The organism is Streptomyces sp. CNH189 (assembly GCF_000527195.1).
This window is the reverse complement of record NZ_AZUS01000003.1, coordinates 282,804-299,422: the sequence shown is the minus strand read 5'-3', so window position 1 is coordinate 299,422 and position 16,619 is coordinate 282,804. Positions and strand designations below refer to the sequence as shown.

Sequence of the window (16,619 nt, the reverse complement as noted above, 5' to 3'; positions counted from 1 at the left end):
CGGCGCGGCTCGCCGCCCTCACGACAGATGCTCGCCGAACCATCCGGCGGCCAGCTGGGCGACCCGCTCCAGCGCGCCGGGCTCGGCGAAGAGATGGGTGGCGCCGGGCACCACGTCGACGCGGTGCGGGGCGGACAGCCGTGCGGCGGCACGGTGGTTGAGGTCCAGCACCTCGTGGTCGGCGCCGCCCACCACGAGCAGCACCGGGCACGCCACCAGTCCCAGCGCGTCACCGGCCAGGTCCGGGCGCCCGCCCCGCGAGACGACCGCCGTCACCCGCCTGGGCCGCTCCGTGGCCGCGACCAGCGCGGCCGCCGCCCCCGTGCTGGCCCCGAACAGCCCCACCGGCAGGTCCACGGCGTCCGGCCGCCCCTCCAGCCAGTCCACGGCGTGCGCCAGCCGCCCCGCCAGCAGACCGATGTCGAAGGGGTGCCGGCCCGTCGCCGCGTCCTCGTCCTCCTCCGCCCCGGTCAGCAGGTCGAGCAGCAGCGTGCCGAACCCCGCGTCGCGCAGCCCCCCGGCGACGGCGCGGTTGCGCGGGCTGAGCCGAGAACTGCCGCTCCCGTGCGCGAACAGCACCATGCCGCGCGCCCCGACGGGGATCTCCAGATCACCGCGCAGGCCCCGCGCTCCCGACGGCACCGTCACGGATGCGCTCACCATGCCCGACCACCTCCTCCGGCCACGGTCAGGGCGCTCCGGGTACCCGCGCCGCACGGGTCCAGGCGACTGCCGGTTTGCCGCCCGCCACGGGGGCTACCCGACCCGCACACGACGCTGGAAGGAGGTGCGCCGACGTGCGCGACAGCCGTACCGGTTCCGGCCACGAAACCCGCAGCGACTCCGGCCGCGAGCCGGTCTCCCGGGCCCGCTCCGGCACGATGGGCCGCAGGAACCCGCGCACCGGCACCGAGCCGGTCACGGCCCGCAGCCCGCTGAAACTGAGGCTGCTGCTGGCCTCCGTCTTTCTGCCGCTGTTCGTCGCGGGGACGGTGCTGTTCGGCGTCTGGGCGGCCCGGTCCGGCTCCGGTGACAGCCCTGGATCCGGCCCGCTGGTACTGCTCGCCGTCGTCTGCGGGGTGCTCGCCCTGACGGCAGCACTGGACCTGGCCGTCGTCCTGCGCCGCCTGCGCCGGGAACGCGGCTCGACGGGCCGACCCTGGTCGACCCCTCGCGGCTGAGCCGCACCGGCCCGCGGGGCTGAGCTGGGCCGGACCCTTGGAGCGTCGGCTGCGTCAGCCGACGAGCGGGGCCGTGCTCTGCCGTACCACCAGGTGGGTCGCCAGCTCGATGCGCTGGGCCGCGCCGCCCGGGTCGTCCGGGCGCAGCAGCATCCGGGACGCCTCCTCGGCCATGTGCCGCAGCGGCTGGTGGACCGTGGTGAGCGGCGGGCTGGACCACTGGGCGAGCGGTACGTCGTCGTAGCCGACCACCGACAGGTCCTCGGGCACCCGCAGCCCTTTCACCCGGGCCGCCTCCAGCACGCCGAGCGCCTGCAGATCGCTGCCCGCGAAGATCGCCGTCGGCCGGTCGGGGCACTCCAGCAGCTCCATGGCACGCTCGAAGCCGCCCTGCACGTGGAAGTCGCCGAAGCGGGTCAGCCGGGGGTCGGCCTCCAGGCCCGCCATGGCCATGGCCGAGCGGTAGCCGTCCAGCCGCGCCAGGGAGCACAGCATGTCCTCGGGTCCGGTGATGATGGCGATCCGGCGGTGGCCCCGCTCGGTGAGGTGGCGGGTGGCGGCGAGGCCCCCGGCCCAGTTGGCGGAGCCGACCGAGGGCACGTCCGGGTCCGGGTCGCCCGCCGGGTCGATGACGACGAACGGGATGGCGGCCGCCCGCAGTTGGCGTTTGATGTCCTGCGGGAGGCTGGAGAAGACCAGTACCACGCCCAGCGGCCGGCGCTGCAGCACCCCCGGCAGCCAGTCCGGGCCGGGGGTGTGCCGGGTGCCGCTCTCGGTGAGGACGACGGTGGCGCGATTCTCTTTCGCGACGTTCTCCACGCCCCGGATCAGCTCCATCGCCCACACGCTCTCCAGCTCGTGGAACACGATCTCGATGAGCGGGTAACGGGTCGCGGGCTGGACGCGCCGGCGGTAGCCGTGCAGGTCCAGCAGCTTCTCCACCTTGGCGCGCGTCGCGCGTGAGACATCCGATCGGCCGTTGAGCACCTTCGAAACTGTCGGCATCGAAACCCCGGCCTCTTTCGCTACCGCAGCCAGGGTGACACGCCCGCTCGCCTCGTCGTCTTCACGCATACCCGCAGGATAGAGCACCGCGTCTGGATAACGGTTTGGGCGAGTCGTGAACCGACCGTTGACCCCAACTCCCGTCTGACCTACTGTCCCTCGGCATGGACTTTCGGCGATGAAGCCGAAACTTTCGAAAGGCGAACGATGAAGACACGTGCGCGCTTGCCCAGACTGATCGCCACCGGTGCGACGCTCGCCCTCGCCCTGAGCCTGTCGGCCTGCGGTGACGGCAACGGCGGGGCGTCGGCGGACGACGGCAAGATCCATATCCTTGTCTACGGGGACGCCACCAACAAGATCGAGAAGCAGGTCGTCGACAAGTTCAACGAGACGTCCGACGTCAAGGCGGTCCTCGACACCATCCCCGGTGCGGACTACCAGCAGAAGCTTCAGACGATCATCAGCACCCCGCAGGCACCCGACGTCTTCTTCAACTGGGGCGGCGGCAGCATCAAGCCCTTCGTCAAGGCCGACCTGCTCCTCCCGCTCGACGACGCCATCAAGAAGAACCCGGAGCTGGAGAGCAAGTTCCTCCCGTCCGTCTTCAACAACGCGGTCGTCGACGGCAAGCCGTACGGCATTCCCATGCGCGGCACCCAGCCGGTCCTGCTCTTCCACAACAAGAACGTCCTCAAGAAGGCGGGCGTCCAGCCGCCGAAGACCTGGGACGAGCTGCTCGACGCCGTCGAGAAGCTGAAGGACGAGGGCGTCACGCCGATCGCGCTCGGCGGCGGCGACGTCTGGCCCACCCAGATGTGGTTCCAGTACCTGCTCGACCGCATAGCCGGCCCGGAGCTCTTCCAGAAGGCCCTCGAGGGTGACAAGAGCGCCTGGGAGGCCCCGGAGAGCAAGAAGGCCCTGAAGATGATCAGGGAGCTCGTCGACGCGGGCGCCTTCGGCAAGAACTACGACTCGGTCAAGTACACCAACGGCGGCTCGGTCGCGCTCGTCGCCCAGGGCAAGGCCGGCTTCGAGCTGATGGGCTCCTGGTACTACTCCCAGCAGCTCACCGACCACCCCGAGTTCGCCGAGAAGGGCCTCGGCTACTCCGCCTTCCCGGCCGTCGCGGGCGGCAAGGGCGACCCGAAGAACGTCGCCGGCAACACCAACAACTACTACTCGGTGCTGAAGAAGACCAAGCACCCCGAGGCCGTCGCCGAGTTCCTGAAGCTCATGTACTCCGACGAGTTCGTCAAGGCGCAGCTCGACGTCGGCAACCTGACCACCACCACCAACACCGACCAGTTCATCGAGACGTCCGCGACGCCCGAGTACTCGCGCTTCCAGTACGACCTGGTGGCCAACGCTCCGTCGTTCCAGCTGTCGTGGGACCAGGCGTACCCGCAGTCGGCAGCCTCGAACATGCACAAGGCCATCCAGCAGTTCTTCAACGGACAGCTCGACACGGACGGCTTCATCAAGGCCATGCAGGCCCTCCCGACCGAGTGACGAACGGCTCATGACCACAAAGATCACGAGCGCCCCGCCCGCCGCCGGGCTCCGCAAGGAGTCCCGGCGGCGGCCGGCCGCCTCCCCGTCCGTATCCAGGGTGGGCCGTCCGGGCTTCGCCTGGGCGCTGCCCGCCGCAGTGTTCTTCGCCCTCTTCGCGATCGTCCCGCTCATCATGGTCGCGGTGCTGTCCTTCATGAGCTGGGACGGGATCGGTTCGCCCCAGTGGGTCGGCGCGGACAACTGGTCGCGCCTGATGGACGACCCCGTGATGCTCCAGAGCATCTGGCTGACCCTGCTGCTGACCGCGCTCGGCGTGGTCGTCCAGACCCCGCTGAGCATCCTGCTCGGTGTCTGGGCCGCGGGCCACCAGCGCAACCGCGCGGTGCTGTCGGTCATCTACTTCATCCCGCTGCTGCTGTCCGCCACCGCCGTCTCCGTGCTGTGGCGCGCACTGCTCGACCCGAACTTCGGTATCCCGGCGGACGCCACCTGGCTGTTCGGCGACGGCAACCTGTTCGGCGAGCAGGCCACCGCCATCGGTGTGCTCGCGTTCGTGAGCACCTGGCAGTTCACGCCGTTCCACACGCTGATCTACCAGGGCGCCGCCCGCGCGATCCCGCAGGTGCTGTACCAGGCGGCGGAGATCGACGGCGCCGGCCGCTACCGGCAGTTCTTCCACATCACCCTGCCGCAGCTGCGCAACTCGATGATCACGTCGATGATCCTGATGATCGTCGGTGGCCTCACCACCTTCGAGACCGTCCTCATCCTGACCCAGGGCGGCCCCGGAACCGACACCACCATCAGCGCCTACTACATGTACGACAAGGCCTTCAAGGGCTTCGACTTCGGGGCCGGTTCCGCCATCGCCCTCGCCCTCGTCGTCGCCGCCACCATCATCTCCCTGGTCGTGGTGAAGGTCTCCGGCTACGACAAGATGCGCAGCACCATGGAGGGTGTGTCATGAGGCGCCGCCCCAACTACCTGGCCGGCGCCGGCTCGATCGTCTGGCTGCTCCTGGTCGGCCTGCCGCTGTACGTGATGCTCGCGGCGACCCTGCGCACCCGCCAGGACTACGCCGCGAACGGTCCGGTCTCCCTTCCGGACACCTTCACCCTGGACAACTTCACCGGCGCCTTCGACTCGGGCTTCGGCCAGTACTTCTTCAACACCCTCGTCGTCACCGCCTGCGTGATCGGCATCGTGCTGTTGCTGGTCCCGCCGCTCGCCTACGCCATCGTGCGCAGCCGGGGCAAGGCCACGTCGGCGATCTTCCGGCTGTTCCTGCTCGGCCTGGCGATCCCTGCCCAGGCCGTCATCGTGCCGATGTTCTACCTGATCAGCGAAGCCGGACTGTACGACAACCTGCTCGGCGTCATCCTGCCCACGGCCGCCTTCTGCCTGCCGATGTCCGCGCTCATCCTCAGCGGCGCCATGCGTGACATCTCCCCGGAGCTGTACGAGGCCATGGCCATGGACGGCGCCTCCCCGCGGCGCATGTTCTTCCAGCTCGTGATGCCGCTGTCCCGGGGCGGGCTGTCCACCATCGTGGTCTTCTCCGCGCTCCAGGCATGGAACGGCTTCCTGTTCCCGCTGGTGCTGACCCAGTCCGACTCCACCAAGGTCGTGACCCTGGGTCTGTACAACTTCCAGACCGAACACGGCATCGACATCCCCGGTCTGCTGGGAGCCGTGGTGCTGTCCATGGTGCCCATCCTTCTCGTCTACCTGTTCGCCCGTCGTGCCCTGGTCCAGGGTCTGATGGGTGTCGGAGGAAAGTGACCGCGAACGTGGCCGTAGAGACCACCACCGAAACCCCCGTCTGGAACGACCCCTCCCACCCCGTCTCCTCCCGGGTCGACGCGCTGATCGGCGCCATGACCCTCGAGGAGAAGATCGCCCAGCTGTACGGCGTCTGGGTCGGCGCCTCCGCCAACGGCGGCGAAGTCGCCCCGCACCAGCACGACATGGAGGAGGCCGTCGACCTCGACGCGCTCCTTCCGGCCGGCCTGGGCCAGCTCACCCGCCCCTTCGGCACCGCGCCCGTCGACCCGGCGCTCGGCGCGCTGTCCCTGCTGCGCACCCAGTCCCGGATCACCTCCGCGAACCGCTTCGGCATCCCCGCCGTGGCGCACGAGGAGTGCCTGGCCGGCTTCGCCGCCTGGGGCGCCACCGCCTACCCCGTACCGTTGTCCTGGGGCGCCACCTTCGACCCGGACGTCGTCCGCCGGATGGCCGCCGCCATCGGCCGCGACATGCGCGCCGTCGGCGTCCACCAGGGCCTCGCCCCCGTGCTGGACGTCGTCCGCGACGCCCGCTGGGGCCGCGTGGAGGAGACCATCGGCGAGGACCCGTACCTCGTCGGCACCATCGGCACCGCCTATGTGCGGGGCCTGGAGTCCGCCGGAATCGTCGCCACCCTCAAGCACTTCGTCGGCTACTCGGCCTCCCGCGCCGGCCGCAACCTCGCCCCCTCCTCCGTGGGGCCGCGCGAACGCGCCGACGTGCTGCTGCCGCCGTTCGAGATGGCGATCCGCGAGGGCGGCGCGCGCTCCGTCATGCACGCCTACACCGACATCGACGGCATGCCCGCCGCGGCCGACGAGAGCCTGCTCACCGGCCTGCTGCGGGACACCTGGGGCTTCGACGGCACGGTGGTGGCCGACTACTTCGGCATCGCGTTCCTCAAGACGCTGCACGGCGTCGCGGGCGACTTCGCCGAAGCGGCCGGCGCCGCGCTCGAGGCGGGCGTCGATGTCGAGCTGCCCACGGTCAAGACGTTCGGCGCCCCGCTCGTGGAGGCCGTCACCGACGGCCGGGTGCCGGAGTCCGTCATCGACCGCGCCCTGCGCCGCGTCCTCACCCAGAAGGCGGAGCTCGGCCTGCTCGACCGGGACTGGAACCCGCTGCCGCCCGCGTTCGACGGCGCCGACCTGGACGACCCGGAGTCGCTGCGCGGCACGATCGACCTCGACGGACCCGAGAACCGCGAACTGGCCCGGGAGATCGCCGAGAAGGCGGTCGTGCTGCTCACCAACGACGGCACCCTGCCGCTGGACCGTCCTCGCCGCATCGCGCTCGTCGGCCCCAACGCCGACGAGGCAGCCGCGGTCCTCGGCTGCTACTCCTTCCCGCAGCACGTGGGCGTGAAGTACCCGGACATGCCCGTGGGCATCGAACTGCCCAGCCTGCGCGACAGCCTGGCCGCCGAGTTCGCGGGCGTCGAGATCACCGTGGTGCGCGGCACGGGCATCGACGACGGGGACCTCTCCGGCATCGCCGAGGCGGTGGCCACGGCGCGTGACGCCGACATCGTCGTCGTGGCGCTCGGTGACCGCGCCGGCCTGTTCGGCCGCGGCACCAGCGGCGAGGGCTGCGACGCGGAGTCCCTCGCCCTGCCCGGCGCCCAGCAGCAGCTCCTCGACGCGCTGCTCGACTCCGGTACGCCGGTGGTGACGGTGCTGCTCGCGGGCCGCCCGTACGCGCTCGGCCGCGCGGTCGCCGACTCCGCGGCAATCGTGCAGGCGTTCTTCCCCGGAGTCGCGGGCACCCGGGCCGTCGCCGGTGTGCTCAGCGGCCGCACCGCCCCTTCCGGGCGGCTGCCGGTGAGCGTCCCGAACAGCGCCGGCTCGCAGCCGACCACGTACCTCGGTGCCCGGCTCGCCCAGGCCAGCGAGGTGTCCAACATCGACCCGACGCCGGCGTTCGGCTTCGGACACGGTCTGACGTACACGACGTTCGCGTGGAGCGACCTGACCGTGGACGCCGATGAGGCGCCGACCGACGGGGAGTTCACCGCCTCCCTCACCGTGCGCAACACGGGGGACCGGGCCGGCACGGAGGTAGTCCAGCTCTACCTGCACGACCCGGTCGCCTCCGTGGTCCAGCCGGTGCAGCGCCTGGTCGGCTACGCCCGCCTGGACCTGGAGCCGGGCGAGGAGCGCAGGGTGCGGGTCACGGTCCCGGCGGACGTGGCGTCCTTCACGGGCCGCGACGGCCACCGCGTCGTCGAACCGGGCGACCTGGAACTCCGCCTGGCCGCGTCCAGCACGGACGCACGCCTCACCGCGACGGTCACGCTGACGGGGCCGGTGCGGGAGGTCGACCACACGCGGCGGCTTCACGCGGAGTTCGCGGTGGAGGCCTGACGCCGCCACCCCCTTGTGGAGACCACACCGGCCCGGGCCGCACGAGCGGTCCGGGCCGGTGCACAATGGGCGCGCGGCCGGAGGCGACGACAGGAGCGCAGTGGATCCCTACCGGGCAACTGACGAAAAAATGAGGCGTGGCGGTGGTCGCAGGCCGTGGCTCGTCGCCGGGGTGGCCGCGGGTGCGCTGGCGCTTGCGGGTGCCGTGGCGGCGACGGGATGGCAGTCCAGCGAACCGGACGACGCGGACGACCGCCTGGCGGTACAGGCAGCTGACGCGCGGTGGGTCGAGGGGGTCACGCCGGAGTGGATGAGCAAGCAGATGGGCCTGTTCATCCCGGCCACCGCCTCGTCGCCGCAGGCCGCGTACGAGGCCACGAGCCGCTTCGACACGGGGCTGCTCACCTTCACCCTCACGAGGGAGGAGGCGGAGGTGTACCTGAAGGCGCACCCTCCGGAGGGCGACTGGCTCGAGCCGACCTCCGCGCAGACCGATGTCACGCCTCACGACTTCACGCAGTTCGGCCTCCCCGAGCCCGAGACGTTGAAGGACGGAATGCGTTACGGAACCGTCTGCCCCGGTGGCGCCGCGGCGGCCATGGAGCCCCATGGCTCCGGCGTCTACGGATCGTCCGACGAGTCATGCGTCAGCCTCTACGCACACGAGTACACGCCGACGCGCACGCGCATCTACCTCCGCGACCACTACGAACCCGGCATCAGCCCACTTCCCACGCCGCCCGAATCGACGTGAACGGGCTCGCGGTGAGCCGGCACCCGTCAGCGGAACGAGTCGGCGTTCTCCTCGGCCCACTGCCCGAAGGTCCGCGCGGGAACGCCGGTGAGCTGCATGACCGTGTCGTGCACCGTGAGCAGGGCGTCGTTGACGTCTCCCCCCATCAGGTCGAGCACGGCGTGCGCGTTCCGGTCGCCCAGGAAGGAAGCCATCTGCCGGTGCGCCTCCTCCCTGCTGATCTCCACCACGGCGATGTCCTCTCCCAGGGCCGCCCCGATCGCACGGGCCTGCTGCCGGGGCGTGACGCGCGCCGGTCCGGTCAGCGCGTACGTCCGTCCGCGGTGCCCCGGCTCGGTGAGCGCCGCCTTGGCCACGGCCGCGATGTCGGCGGGGTGGACGGCGGGAAGCCCGACCTCCGCGTAGGGCACCTGGATCGACCGGTGCTTCCGGATCGACTCGGCCCACCACAGGGCGTTCGACGCGAACTGCGTGGGACGCAGGACCGTCCAGCTCATTCCGCTGCCCTGGAGGAGCAGTTCGAGATCCCGGTTGTCGCGGGAGGCGGGAAGGTGCGGATGCGTCTGCACCGCCAGCGAGGACACGAGCACCACGTGCTCCACGCCGGCCTTTCGTGCGGCCCCGAGTACGTCCGCGTCCGCGCCCAGACCCGGCACGAGGAGGAGGGAGCGCACCCCCTGTAGCGCCGGTACCAGGGAGTTGGGGCGGCCCAGGTCGCCCGGGACCGCCTCGACCCCCTGGGGGAACGAGGCACGGTCCGGGTCACGGGTCAGTCCCCGCACCGGCACGGTGCCGGTGTCGGTCAACTGCCCCAGCAAAGCGCTTCCGATGTTGCCGGTCGCGCCGGTCACGAGAATCACGTCGTCTGCTCCTGCCGTTGACGGTGATCTCGGACGCTAGGACCTCAAGCGAGCTTGAGGTCAAGCCGCGGACGCGAGCGTCACGAACGCCGCCCACTGGGCGCGGTCGATCCGCAGTACGGGGGCGCCGTCGTCCACGGCCTTGGAGTCCCGTACGTACACGGTGTCCTCACGGGCGGCCACCTCGACGCAGTCGCCGCCGTTCGTTCCGCTGTAGCTGCTCTTGATCCACGCGAGGTCGCGAACCTGCTCGATGCTCATAGCTCCCCTGCCATGCGCTCGATCAACCGGGCAGACTCCTCGGAGTTGAGGTCCTGTGAACGCAGCATTCCATAGCGTAGCCAGAACTCGCTGACCTCGTCCCGGTCCGACCGGATGTTCACGATGCCCTGGGCCTCGATGGAGACGAACCGCCGCCGTTTCTACGGTCTCCAGCAGGACGATCTGCCCGTTGACCCCGCTGTGCGCGGCCCGTTGCGTGGGCATCACCTGGATCTCCACGTTGCGCCTGCGGGTGCACTCCAGCAGGTGTGCGAGTTGCTGCTCCAGGACCACGGTGCCGCCCACCGCCGGCGAAGAGCGCCCTCCTCGAGGATGAACGAGAAGACGACGCACGGGCTTTTACGCGTCAGCAGGGACTGGCGGGCCAGCCGTGCCGTGAGGTGTTGCTCAATGGCCTCTTCTTCGAGGGGAGGGCAGTGTGCCTCGAGCAAGGCGCGCGCACACGCCTCCGTCTGCAACAACCCCGGCACCAGCATCGGATCGTAGGAGAAGCGGCTGACCGCCTCCTCCTCCAGGAGGGCGAAGTCCTGGAAGAACAGGGCAGTTGGCCCGATCCACGTCCAGCTGGAGCACGCGCTGCGCCCCGCCCGCGTCCAGGACGCGTTCCGCCGCCTCCGTGAAGACGGCCTTCGCCGGGCGACGACCCTGCTCGACGGACGCGACCTGTTCCATGGAGTAGCCGATGGCGTCGGCGAGGGCCTGCTGGGTGAGCCCGGCGCGTTCGCGGAAGAGGCGGACCAGCTTGCCGTACGCGCTCCAAGCCGCCGGACGCTCCTGGTCCGGCCCGCGCCGGCCGGCCGTACCGCACTCCCGCTGGGTCGTCCTGCCCATCGAGCCCCCTGCTCCGTCGCACAGTGATCCGTCGTGGAGCACAACGACCGAGCCGCCCCTCCGGCCACGGCGGGAAGCCGTACGGCGGCCGTACGGATTCGTACGCCCGCCGTACCGCGTCGTACGTCCTACCAGCGGTTGCGGTGGACGACCTCCTCGACCGCCCGGCGGCGCACCGGGCCGAAGTTGCCCTGGGGCCAGCCCACCGGGATCGCGGCGAAGGTGTTCATGTCCTCGGGGATGCCGAGGGCCGCCTTCCACTCGTTCTCCAGGAACAGGTGCCAGATGGTGATGTTGGCGGCCAGACCCAGGCCGCGCGCCGCGAGCAGCAGGTTCTGCACGCCCGGGTAGACGCACGAGCCCTCCGCGAGGGCGGAGAACCGCTCCTGGATCCGCCCCATGCGCTCCGTCGCCTCCGCGCCCAGCGCCTCGGCGTAGATCCGCAGGCCCTCCTCCTCGATCCTCGGCGCGGGGAACTGGTAGCAGGGGATGACCAGCGCCGGGGTCTGCGCGAAGTGGTCGCGCTGGTACTCGATCGCCGCGACCATGCGGCCGTACGCGGCCTCGTCCATGCCCTCGGGGGCGTACTTGCCGGTCGTGGCCAGGTACGCGTCCACGCACCGCTTCCACAGCGGCGCGAGCTCGGCCATGACCGCCGGGTCGGTGACGACGACGTACTCGTAGCGCTGCATGTTGCCGCCGCTGGGGCCCCATACGGCCGCCTGTACGAGCTGGTCCACCAGCTCGTCGGGGACCGGGTCGGGGCGCAGGCGCCGCATGGCCCTCATGGTGGACATCGTCGCGAAGAGGGAGGGCTCGGCGGTGCCGTCGGCCACCGCGCCGGCGAGGGGCGTCTCAGTTGTCATGATCGTGAGTGTAGGGACTGTGAACTTCCCGTGGAACGCCCCAACTTGAGATCGGCCCTTTGGTCCCGGTCTTCGTCGGCCGGGTGCCGGCACGGTCCCGGGTGTCGCAGCCGTCCCGCCTGCCGCACGGTTCGCCTGCATGACGTCGGCCCCGGCGCGGTACTCGGCCGGTACTGCGGAAGGGAGCGGATCATGGCGGTCTGTGAAGTGTGCGGAAACGACTACGCCCTGTCCTTCGAGGTGCGCACGGTCGACGGTTCCGCCCACACGTTCGACAGCATCGAGTGCGCCGCCCACAAGCTGGCGCCCATCTGTGACAACTGTCAGTGCAAGGTCCTCGGACACGGGCATCAGGTGGGCGGCCAGTTCTTCTGCTGCGCCCACTGCGCCCGCGCACAGGGGCACGCCGAGCTGGCCGACAGCGCGTAGCCGTGAGCGAAGAGTGACGACGGCAACCGCGCGGAAGCCTGCCCCACCGACCCACTCACCGGAGGGTGACGAATGATCGACGAGAGCCATGTCAGGGACCTCTGTGACGCCGCGAACGACGATGCCGCGCTCGTCCTGCTGGAAGGCAGGGCGCGCGTGGTCGACGAGCCGTCGGGAGAGGAGTCCCGGGGAGCGCTGCTCGTGATCACCAAGCGCGACCTCGTCGAGCGACTGGGCCCCGACCCGAGCGACCAGGACCTGCACGACGTGGCGGGGACCCTGACCGACACGGTCGGCAAACTGGGCGCCTGACGTGGTTCACCCGCGGTGACCGCCCGCTCCGGAAAGGCCGGAGCGGGCGGTCACCGTCCGTTCCGCACGGTCACTCCGCCCACTCCGCACGGTCACTGCGCCACATCGTCGGGCCGTCCGTAGCGCGGTGCCATACGGGCGCCCGAGCCGCGGCGCAGGTCCAGTTCCGCCGCCGCCAGGCGGGCCACGGCGTCCGCCTCCGCAAGCCCGGGCACGCACACCACCTGACCGGTCTCCAGACCTACGAGGGACGCCGTCACCACGTCCGCCGCCGGCATGCCGCCCTCGTCGTGGATGCGGCGTTCACCGCTCACCGGGGTGTCCCCGGCGCCGAGGTGGAACTCGGTCGCCGTGAGCCCGGGGCAGACGACCTGCACCCGCACCGGAGCGTCGGCCAGCTCGGCGGCCAGGGTCCGGGTGAAGGTCACCGCGTAGCCCTTGGACCCCGCGTACACGGCCCGCTGCGGGAGGGGATCCGGCGGCAGGTCGCCGGCGAACGCCAGGAGCGACGCCACGTTGATCACCGCGCCCCGGCCGCGTGCCAGCATGCCCGGCACCGCGGTCCTCGTCAGCGCCGTCAGAGCCACCACGTTCACGTTCAGGACCCTGCCGAGGAGGTCGGCGTCGACCTCGGCGAAGGGGCCGTAGCCGTTGATGCCGGCGTTGTTCACCAGCAGGTCCACGTCGTCACCGGACACCCGCTGCGCGACGCGGGCCAGGTCCTCCGGGCGGGCGAGGGCCGCCACCAGCGTCTCGACGCCGGCCGCGCCCGCCTTCCGCGCCTCCTCCGCCAGGGTCTCCAGCCGCTCGGCCCGCCGGGCGACCAGCACCAGGTGCCGGCCGCGCGCGGCCAGCCGGGTGGCGTACTCCCATCCGATGCCGGAGGAGGCCCCCGTCACGAGGGCCGTGCCGGACGCGTCGTGCGAGGTCATACGCCTGATCCCTCCGTCGCCGGTGACTGCCGGCCGGCGGCCTTCCCGGCCGCGCCCGACCAGCGCCGGGTGTCCCGGCGGCCCGGCGGTGAAACGCGGTGACGCCCTGCCAGGCGAGGCGCCGAAAAGGCGTGGATGCGGCTGTGCGCACGCCTCTACCCTGACGTCCATGTCTCCCGCCAGGACCTCCTTCGTCTGCCTGCCGTGCCGGGCCTCGTACAAGCAGCGGCACCCGTCGCGCCCGGTGGACGGCCAGGTCGACCGTCGGGTCTGTCCGCGCTGTGCCGGGACGCTGATCCACGTCGGGGCCGCCTTCGCCGCGCCGCCCCGCAGGGACACCGAGGGGTGGAGGGTGCTGTCGCTGCTGCTGCACGCGGGCGTCCGCTTCCCCATGGGCTGCTGCTGCGGGGCGGGGTACCGCCCCCGCACGCTCAGGGAGGTGCGGGAGCGGATGGCGTACGCCCGGCGCACGGGGGAGCCGTTCGCCAGGGCGCTGGTGCGTCCGGAACTGCCCTGAGGCCCGGCCGACCTGCGGCCGCAGGGGCGTGGGAGGCTGGAGGTATGGACAGCGGCCGTGCGGACTCCGCCCCCGAGGCGATACCGGAACCGAGGCCCGAACCGGGGCTGGAACCGGTGCCGGAGCCGGGCCCGGAGCATGCACCGGCGCGCGGTGACCGCGCGCCCCGCGCCGAACCCGTCCCGTTCACCCCCGACACCCTTCTCTGGGACATGGTCGGCGACATCCGCGTCGTGCTGTACCTGCCCGCCGCCCTGGTGCTCCAGGTCGCGCACCCGGCCGTGGGCGCGGGGGTCGACGAACACTCCGTTTTCCGCACCGACCCCTGGGGGCGCGCCCGGCGCTCGCTCGACTCACTGCAACTGTGGGTGTACGGCGGTGACCGGGCCGTCGAGGAGGGGCGCAGGCTGCGCCGGCTGCACAAGGACTTCCGTGGCACCGACACCCGCGACCGTCCCTACCACGCGCTGAACCCCGCCCCCTACGCCTGGGTGCACGCCACCGGATTCCCCGTCTTCCTGCGGGCCGCGCACTACCTGTTCCGGCCGTTCGACGAGCAGGGGGAACGGCGTCTGCACGAGGAGGCACGCCGGCTCGGCCGCATCCTCGGCATTCGGGAGCGGGACATGCCGGTGTCCCCGGAGGAGTTCTGGGTCTACTTCGACGCGATGGTCCGTGACGAGCTGGAACGGACGGCTGTCGTCGAGGAGTTGCTCGACGCACGGCGGTCCGTGCCCCCGCCGGACGGCGCGGGTGCGGTGCTGCGCCGGCTCTGGCCGGTGCTGTGTCCGCCGCTGCTGCGGCTTCAAGTCTTCGCCACCAAGGGGCTGTTGCCGCCCGTCGCGCGGGAGCGGCTGGACATCGTCTGGACGGCGCGCGACGAGCGCCGGCTGCGGCTGTTCGGCCGCGTCGTGCGTACGGTGGTTCCGCGCCTGCCCGAGCGGCTCCGCTATCTGCCCGCTGCCTACGCGGCCCGCCGCGCGGCCCGCGTCCGAACCGAGTCGTCAGCCCGCCCGGCACGCCGGCGCCGTCTGCCGCTCGGCTGACCCGCGCCGGGCTCCCGCGGCTCATGCGGCCCGCCGCGCCGCCCGTACGCCGAGCCGGGGCCGTCGGAGTAAGTGACGGCGCGGTCGAGGGAGTTGGGCGCGCGGCCCGCCGACCCCCTTGGTCCTCGACGCGGAGGGCGCCCTGCCTGGGCCGCCCGCGCACGGCATCGCGGCGGACGGGGGACCGGCGGCGCTCGCATGCCGGCTGGTGGTTGGGGCCATGGGTCGGTCCGGTGAGCTGCACCGTGAAGGGGGTCCGCGCGGGGGCCGGTGATCCACGAAGCGGGTCCGCTTCGTGCCTTGTGTTAGTGTGACGCGTTTGCGTGTCGTCGCGGTGGGTGCTTCTCCCAGGCCGGTTCCGCCCCCTGCGCGGACCGTCCCCTCCTGCCGGGCCTTCCTCGGCACGTTCCCCTGCGGAAGGCTCTTCATGACGCACCCCGACGACTCAGGCACCGTCCACGACGGCACCGTCCACGACGGCACCGGCCTGCCCGGGACGACGCCCATGGACGCCCCGGCCGGCTCCTTCGCCGCCCTCGGGCTCCCGGGGGCGGTGCTGCGCACCCTGGACGAGCAGGGGATGCGCGACCCCTTCCCCATCCAGGCCGCCACGCTGCCCGACGCCCTGCGCGGACGCGACGTCCTGGGGCGCGGGCGCACCGGCTCCGGCAAGACGCTCGCCTTCGGCCTCCCGCTGCTGGCCCGTACGGCGGGGCGGCGAGCCGAACCCAAGCAGCCCCTCGCCCTGGTCCTGGTGCCCACCCGGGAGCTGGCCCAGCAGGTCACCCAGGCGCTCGCGCCGTACGCCGAGGCCCTGCGACTGCGGATGGCCACGGTCGTCGGCGGCATGTCGATCGGCCGGCAGATCGCCGCGCTGCGCCAGGGGGCCGAGGTGGTCGTCGCCACGCCCGGACGCCTGCACGACCTCGTCGAGCGCAACGCCTGCCGGCTCGGGCGGGTACGGATCACCGTCCTGGACGAGGCCGACCAGATGTGCGACCTGGGCTTCCTGCCACAGGTGACCGAGGTGCTGGCCCAGGTGCGCCCCGAGGGGCAGCGCATGCTGTTCTCCGCCACCCTGGACGGCGACGTCGACCAGTTGGTCCGCGACCACCTCCACGACCCCGTCGTCCACTCCGTCGACCCGGCCGAGGGCTCCGTCGCGACCATGGAGCACCACGTCCTGGTCGTCCACGGCCCCGACCGCTACGCCGTCACCACGGAGATCGCCGCCCGCGACGGCCGCGTCCTGCTGTTCCTGGAGACCAAGCACGCCGTCGACCAGCTCACCCGGCACCTGCGGGCACACGGGGTGCAGGCCGGGGCCCTGCACAGCGGCAAGTCCCAGCCGCAGCGCACCCGGACGCTGGCGCAGTTCAAGGAGGGCCGGATCTCCGCCCTGGTGGCGACCGACGTCGCGGCCCGCGGCCTGCACATCGACGACCTCGACCTCGTCGTCAACGTGGATCCGCCCGCCGACCCCAAGGATTACGTGCACCGCGCGGGCCGCACCGCCCGCGCCGGTGAGTCCGGCCGCGTGGTCACGCTCGTCGCGTCGGGCGGGCGCCGCGAGACGGTCCGCATGCTGACCGGCGCCGGCATCCGCGCCACCGTCACCACGGTGCGCTCCGGCGAGGCGGAACTGACCCGGATCACCGGCGCCAAGGCTCCCACCGGCGTCCCCCTCGACGGCGGACCCGCCGTGCCCCGGCCGAAGAACACCAACGCCCCCTTCCGCGGCCTCGGAACCAGCAAGGGCACCCCCCGCGCCTCCGGCGGCAGGACGTCCCGCAAGGCCGGTGAGGCCCGCAAGCTCGCCGAGGCGCGCCGGGCCGCCCAGGTGCGCCGCTCCGGCTGAGCGGCGCCGCCCCGATATTCGCTCCCCGCACGCGGCCGGACGTGACAAGCTGAGCTCGCCCGTCCCCGCACCGAACCCAGGAG

General features: G+C 72.0%; 18 protein-coding genes and 1 pseudogene. 11 read left to right on the top strand and 8 right to left on the bottom strand.

Annotation, left to right across the window (positions count from 1 at the left end; all coding sequences use genetic code 11):
* Nucleotides 1-18: 18 nt before the first annotated feature.
* Nucleotides 19-663, bottom strand: coding sequence for a dienelactone hydrolase family protein (locus B100_RS0106625; RefSeq protein WP_024883655.1), 645 nt, complete (start codon nucleotides 661-663; stop codon nucleotides 19-21).
* A gap of 134 nt (nucleotides 664-797) precedes the next feature.
* Between B100_RS0106625 and B100_RS33730 the strand changes: the two genes are divergently transcribed.
* Nucleotides 798-1,181, top strand: coding sequence for a DUF6343 family protein (locus B100_RS33730; protein WP_024883654.1), 384 nt, complete (start codon nucleotides 798-800; stop codon nucleotides 1,179-1,181).
* 54 nt (nucleotides 1,182-1,235) lie between these two features.
* Here B100_RS33730 and B100_RS0106615 read toward each other — a convergent pair whose 3' ends face one another.
* Nucleotides 1,236-2,255, bottom strand: coding sequence for a LacI family DNA-binding transcriptional regulator (locus B100_RS0106615; protein WP_024883653.1), 1,020 nt, complete (start codon nucleotides 2,253-2,255; stop codon nucleotides 1,236-1,238).
* Nucleotides 2,256-2,393: 138 nt separating this feature from the next.
* Here B100_RS0106615 and B100_RS0106610 point away from each other — a divergent pair, with 138 nt between their 5' ends.
* From B100_RS0106610 to B100_RS33725, 5 genes are all read left to right on the top strand, one after another.
* A complete protein-coding gene (locus tag B100_RS0106610) occupies nucleotides 2,394-3,698 on the top strand; it encodes an extracellular solute-binding protein (protein ID WP_024883652.1) in 1,305 nt (434 codons plus the stop codon).
* Between the two features lie 10 nt (nucleotides 3,699-3,708).
* Complete coding sequence (locus B100_RS0106605) at nucleotides 3,709-4,668, top strand: carbohydrate ABC transporter permease (protein WP_024883651.1); 960 nt, start codon at nucleotides 3,709-3,711, stop codon at nucleotides 4,666-4,668.
* Nucleotides 4,665-5,483, top strand: coding sequence for a carbohydrate ABC transporter permease (locus B100_RS0106600; protein ID WP_024883650.1), 819 nt, complete (start codon nucleotides 4,665-4,667; stop codon nucleotides 5,481-5,483). Before B100_RS0106605 ends, B100_RS0106600 begins: the two co-directional genes overlap by 4 nt.
* Complete coding sequence (locus B100_RS0106595) at nucleotides 5,480-7,849, top strand: beta-xylosidase/alpha-l-arabinosidase (RefSeq protein WP_024883649.1); 2,370 nt, start codon at nucleotides 5,480-5,482, stop codon at nucleotides 7,847-7,849. Before B100_RS0106600 ends, B100_RS0106595 begins: the two co-directional genes overlap by 4 nt.
* 100 nt (nucleotides 7,850-7,949) lie before the next feature.
* Nucleotides 7,950-8,603: a hypothetical protein gene (locus B100_RS33725; protein ID WP_486585596.1), complete on the top strand. Its 654-nt coding sequence runs from the start codon at nucleotides 7,950-7,952 to the stop codon at nucleotides 8,601-8,603.
* Between the two features lie 26 nt (nucleotides 8,604-8,629).
* Here the strand turns inward: B100_RS33725 and B100_RS0106585 are convergent, their stop codons facing one another.
* The 5 genes and pseudogenes from B100_RS0106585 to B100_RS0106570 all read right to left on the bottom strand — a co-directional run bounded on the left by B100_RS0106585 (nucleotide 8,630) and on the right by B100_RS0106570 (nucleotide 11,442).
* Nucleotides 8,630-9,463 carry an NAD(P)H-binding protein gene (locus B100_RS0106585; RefSeq protein WP_024883647.1) on the bottom strand — a complete coding sequence of 278 codons (834 nt, stop codon included), beginning with the start codon at nucleotides 9,461-9,463 and terminating at the stop codon, nucleotides 8,630-8,632.
* A gap of 60 nt (nucleotides 9,464-9,523) precedes the next feature.
* The gene (locus tag B100_RS0106580) at nucleotides 9,524-9,724 is read right to left on the bottom strand and encodes a DUF397 domain-containing protein (RefSeq protein ID WP_024883646.1); all 201 of its coding nucleotides are present in this window, start codon (nucleotides 9,722-9,724) and stop codon (nucleotides 9,524-9,526) included.
* 192 nt (nucleotides 9,725-9,916) lie between these two features.
* A pseudogene (locus tag B100_RS37515) lies at nucleotides 9,917-10,221 on the bottom strand (DUF5753 domain-containing protein); the annotation flags it as partial.
* Nucleotides 10,133-10,576 (bottom strand): helix-turn-helix domain-containing protein, encoded by a 444-nt coding sequence (locus tag B100_RS37510; protein ID WP_486585595.1) that lies wholly within the window; start codon nucleotides 10,574-10,576, stop codon nucleotides 10,133-10,135. The gene B100_RS37510 and the pseudogene B100_RS37515, both read right to left, overlap by 89 nt.
* Before the next feature lie 128 nt (nucleotides 10,577-10,704).
* Complete coding sequence (locus tag B100_RS0106570) at nucleotides 10,705-11,442, bottom strand: nitroreductase family protein (RefSeq protein WP_024883645.1); 738 nt, start codon at nucleotides 11,440-11,442, stop codon at nucleotides 10,705-10,707.
* 192 nt (nucleotides 11,443-11,634) lie between these two features.
* On the opposite strand from B100_RS0106570, the gene B100_RS0106565 reads away from it, so the two are divergent.
* Both B100_RS0106565 and B100_RS0106560 read left to right on the top strand, forming a co-directional pair.
* Nucleotides 11,635-11,871, top strand: coding sequence for a hypothetical protein (locus B100_RS0106565; RefSeq protein WP_024883644.1), 237 nt, complete (start codon nucleotides 11,635-11,637; stop codon nucleotides 11,869-11,871).
* 72 nt (nucleotides 11,872-11,943) lie between these two features.
* Nucleotides 11,944-12,183, top strand: a complete 240-nt coding sequence (locus B100_RS0106560) for a hypothetical protein (RefSeq protein ID WP_024883643.1) — start codon at nucleotides 11,944-11,946, stop codon at nucleotides 12,181-12,183.
* 92 nt (nucleotides 12,184-12,275) lie between these two features.
* Here the strand turns inward: B100_RS0106560 and B100_RS0106555 are convergent, their stop codons facing one another.
* A complete protein-coding gene (locus B100_RS0106555) occupies nucleotides 12,276-13,115 on the bottom strand; it encodes an SDR family NAD(P)-dependent oxidoreductase (protein ID WP_024883642.1) in 840 nt (279 codons plus the stop codon).
* A 169-nt stretch (nucleotides 13,116-13,284) separates the two neighbouring features.
* On the opposite strand from B100_RS0106555, the gene B100_RS0106550 reads away from it, so the two are divergent.
* From B100_RS0106550 to B100_RS0106540, 3 genes are all read left to right on the top strand, one after another.
* The gene (locus B100_RS0106550; RefSeq protein ID WP_024883641.1) at nucleotides 13,285-13,632 is read left to right on the top strand and encodes a hypothetical protein; all 348 of its coding nucleotides are present in this window, start codon (nucleotides 13,285-13,287) and stop codon (nucleotides 13,630-13,632) included.
* A 44-nt stretch (nucleotides 13,633-13,676) separates the two neighbouring features.
* Complete coding sequence (locus B100_RS0106545) at nucleotides 13,677-14,678, top strand: oxygenase MpaB family protein (RefSeq protein WP_024883640.1); 1,002 nt, start codon at nucleotides 13,677-13,679, stop codon at nucleotides 14,676-14,678.
* Nucleotides 14,679-15,105: 427 nt separating this feature from the next.
* Nucleotides 15,106-16,536 carry a DEAD/DEAH box helicase gene (locus tag B100_RS0106540; protein WP_024883639.1) on the top strand — a complete coding sequence of 477 codons (1,431 nt, stop codon included), beginning with the start codon at nucleotides 15,106-15,108 and terminating at the stop codon, nucleotides 16,534-16,536.
* Nucleotides 16,537-16,619 lie beyond the last annotated feature (83 nt).

Bases quoted from the DNA above. Each gene is read 5' to 3' on its own strand.
- B100_RS0106625 (WP_024883655.1), bottom strand. From the start codon at position 663: ATGGTGAGCGCATCCGTGACGGTGCCGTCGGGAGCGCGGGGCCTGCGC.
- B100_RS0106615 (WP_024883653.1), bottom strand. From the start codon at position 2,255: ATGCGTGAAGACGACGAGGCGAGCGGGCGTGTCACCCTGGCTGCGGTA.
- B100_RS0106610 (WP_024883652.1), top strand. From the start codon at position 2,394: ATGAAGACACGTGCGCGCTTGCCCAGACTGATCGCCACCGGTGCGACG.
- B100_RS0106605 (WP_024883651.1), top strand. From the start codon at position 3,709: ATGACCACAAAGATCACGAGCGCCCCGCCCGCCGCCGGGCTCCGCAAG.
- B100_RS0106600 (WP_024883650.1), top strand. From the start codon at position 4,665: ATGAGGCGCCGCCCCAACTACCTGGCCGGCGCCGGCTCGATCGTCTGG.
- B100_RS0106580 (WP_024883646.1), bottom strand. From the start codon at position 9,724: ATGAGCATCGAGCAGGTTCGCGACCTCGCGTGGATCAAGAGCAGCTAC.
- B100_RS37510 (WP_486585595.1), bottom strand. From the start codon at position 10,576: ATGGGCAGGACGACCCAGCGGGAGTGCGGTACGGCCGGCCGGCGCGGG.
- B100_RS0106570 (WP_024883645.1), bottom strand. From the start codon at position 11,442: ATGACAACTGAGACGCCCCTCGCCGGCGCGGTGGCCGACGGCACCGCC.
- B100_RS0106565 (WP_024883644.1), top strand. From the start codon at position 11,635: ATGGCGGTCTGTGAAGTGTGCGGAAACGACTACGCCCTGTCCTTCGAG.
- B100_RS0106560 (WP_024883643.1), top strand. From the start codon at position 11,944: ATGATCGACGAGAGCCATGTCAGGGACCTCTGTGACGCCGCGAACGAC.
- B100_RS0106555 (WP_024883642.1), bottom strand. From the start codon at position 13,115: ATGACCTCGCACGACGCGTCCGGCACGGCCCTCGTGACGGGGGCCTCC.
- B100_RS0106550 (WP_024883641.1), top strand. From the start codon at position 13,285: ATGTCTCCCGCCAGGACCTCCTTCGTCTGCCTGCCGTGCCGGGCCTCG.
- B100_RS0106545 (WP_024883640.1), top strand. From the start codon at position 13,677: ATGGACAGCGGCCGTGCGGACTCCGCCCCCGAGGCGATACCGGAACCG.
- B100_RS0106540 (WP_024883639.1), top strand. From the start codon at position 15,106: ATGACGCACCCCGACGACTCAGGCACCGTCCACGACGGCACCGTCCAC.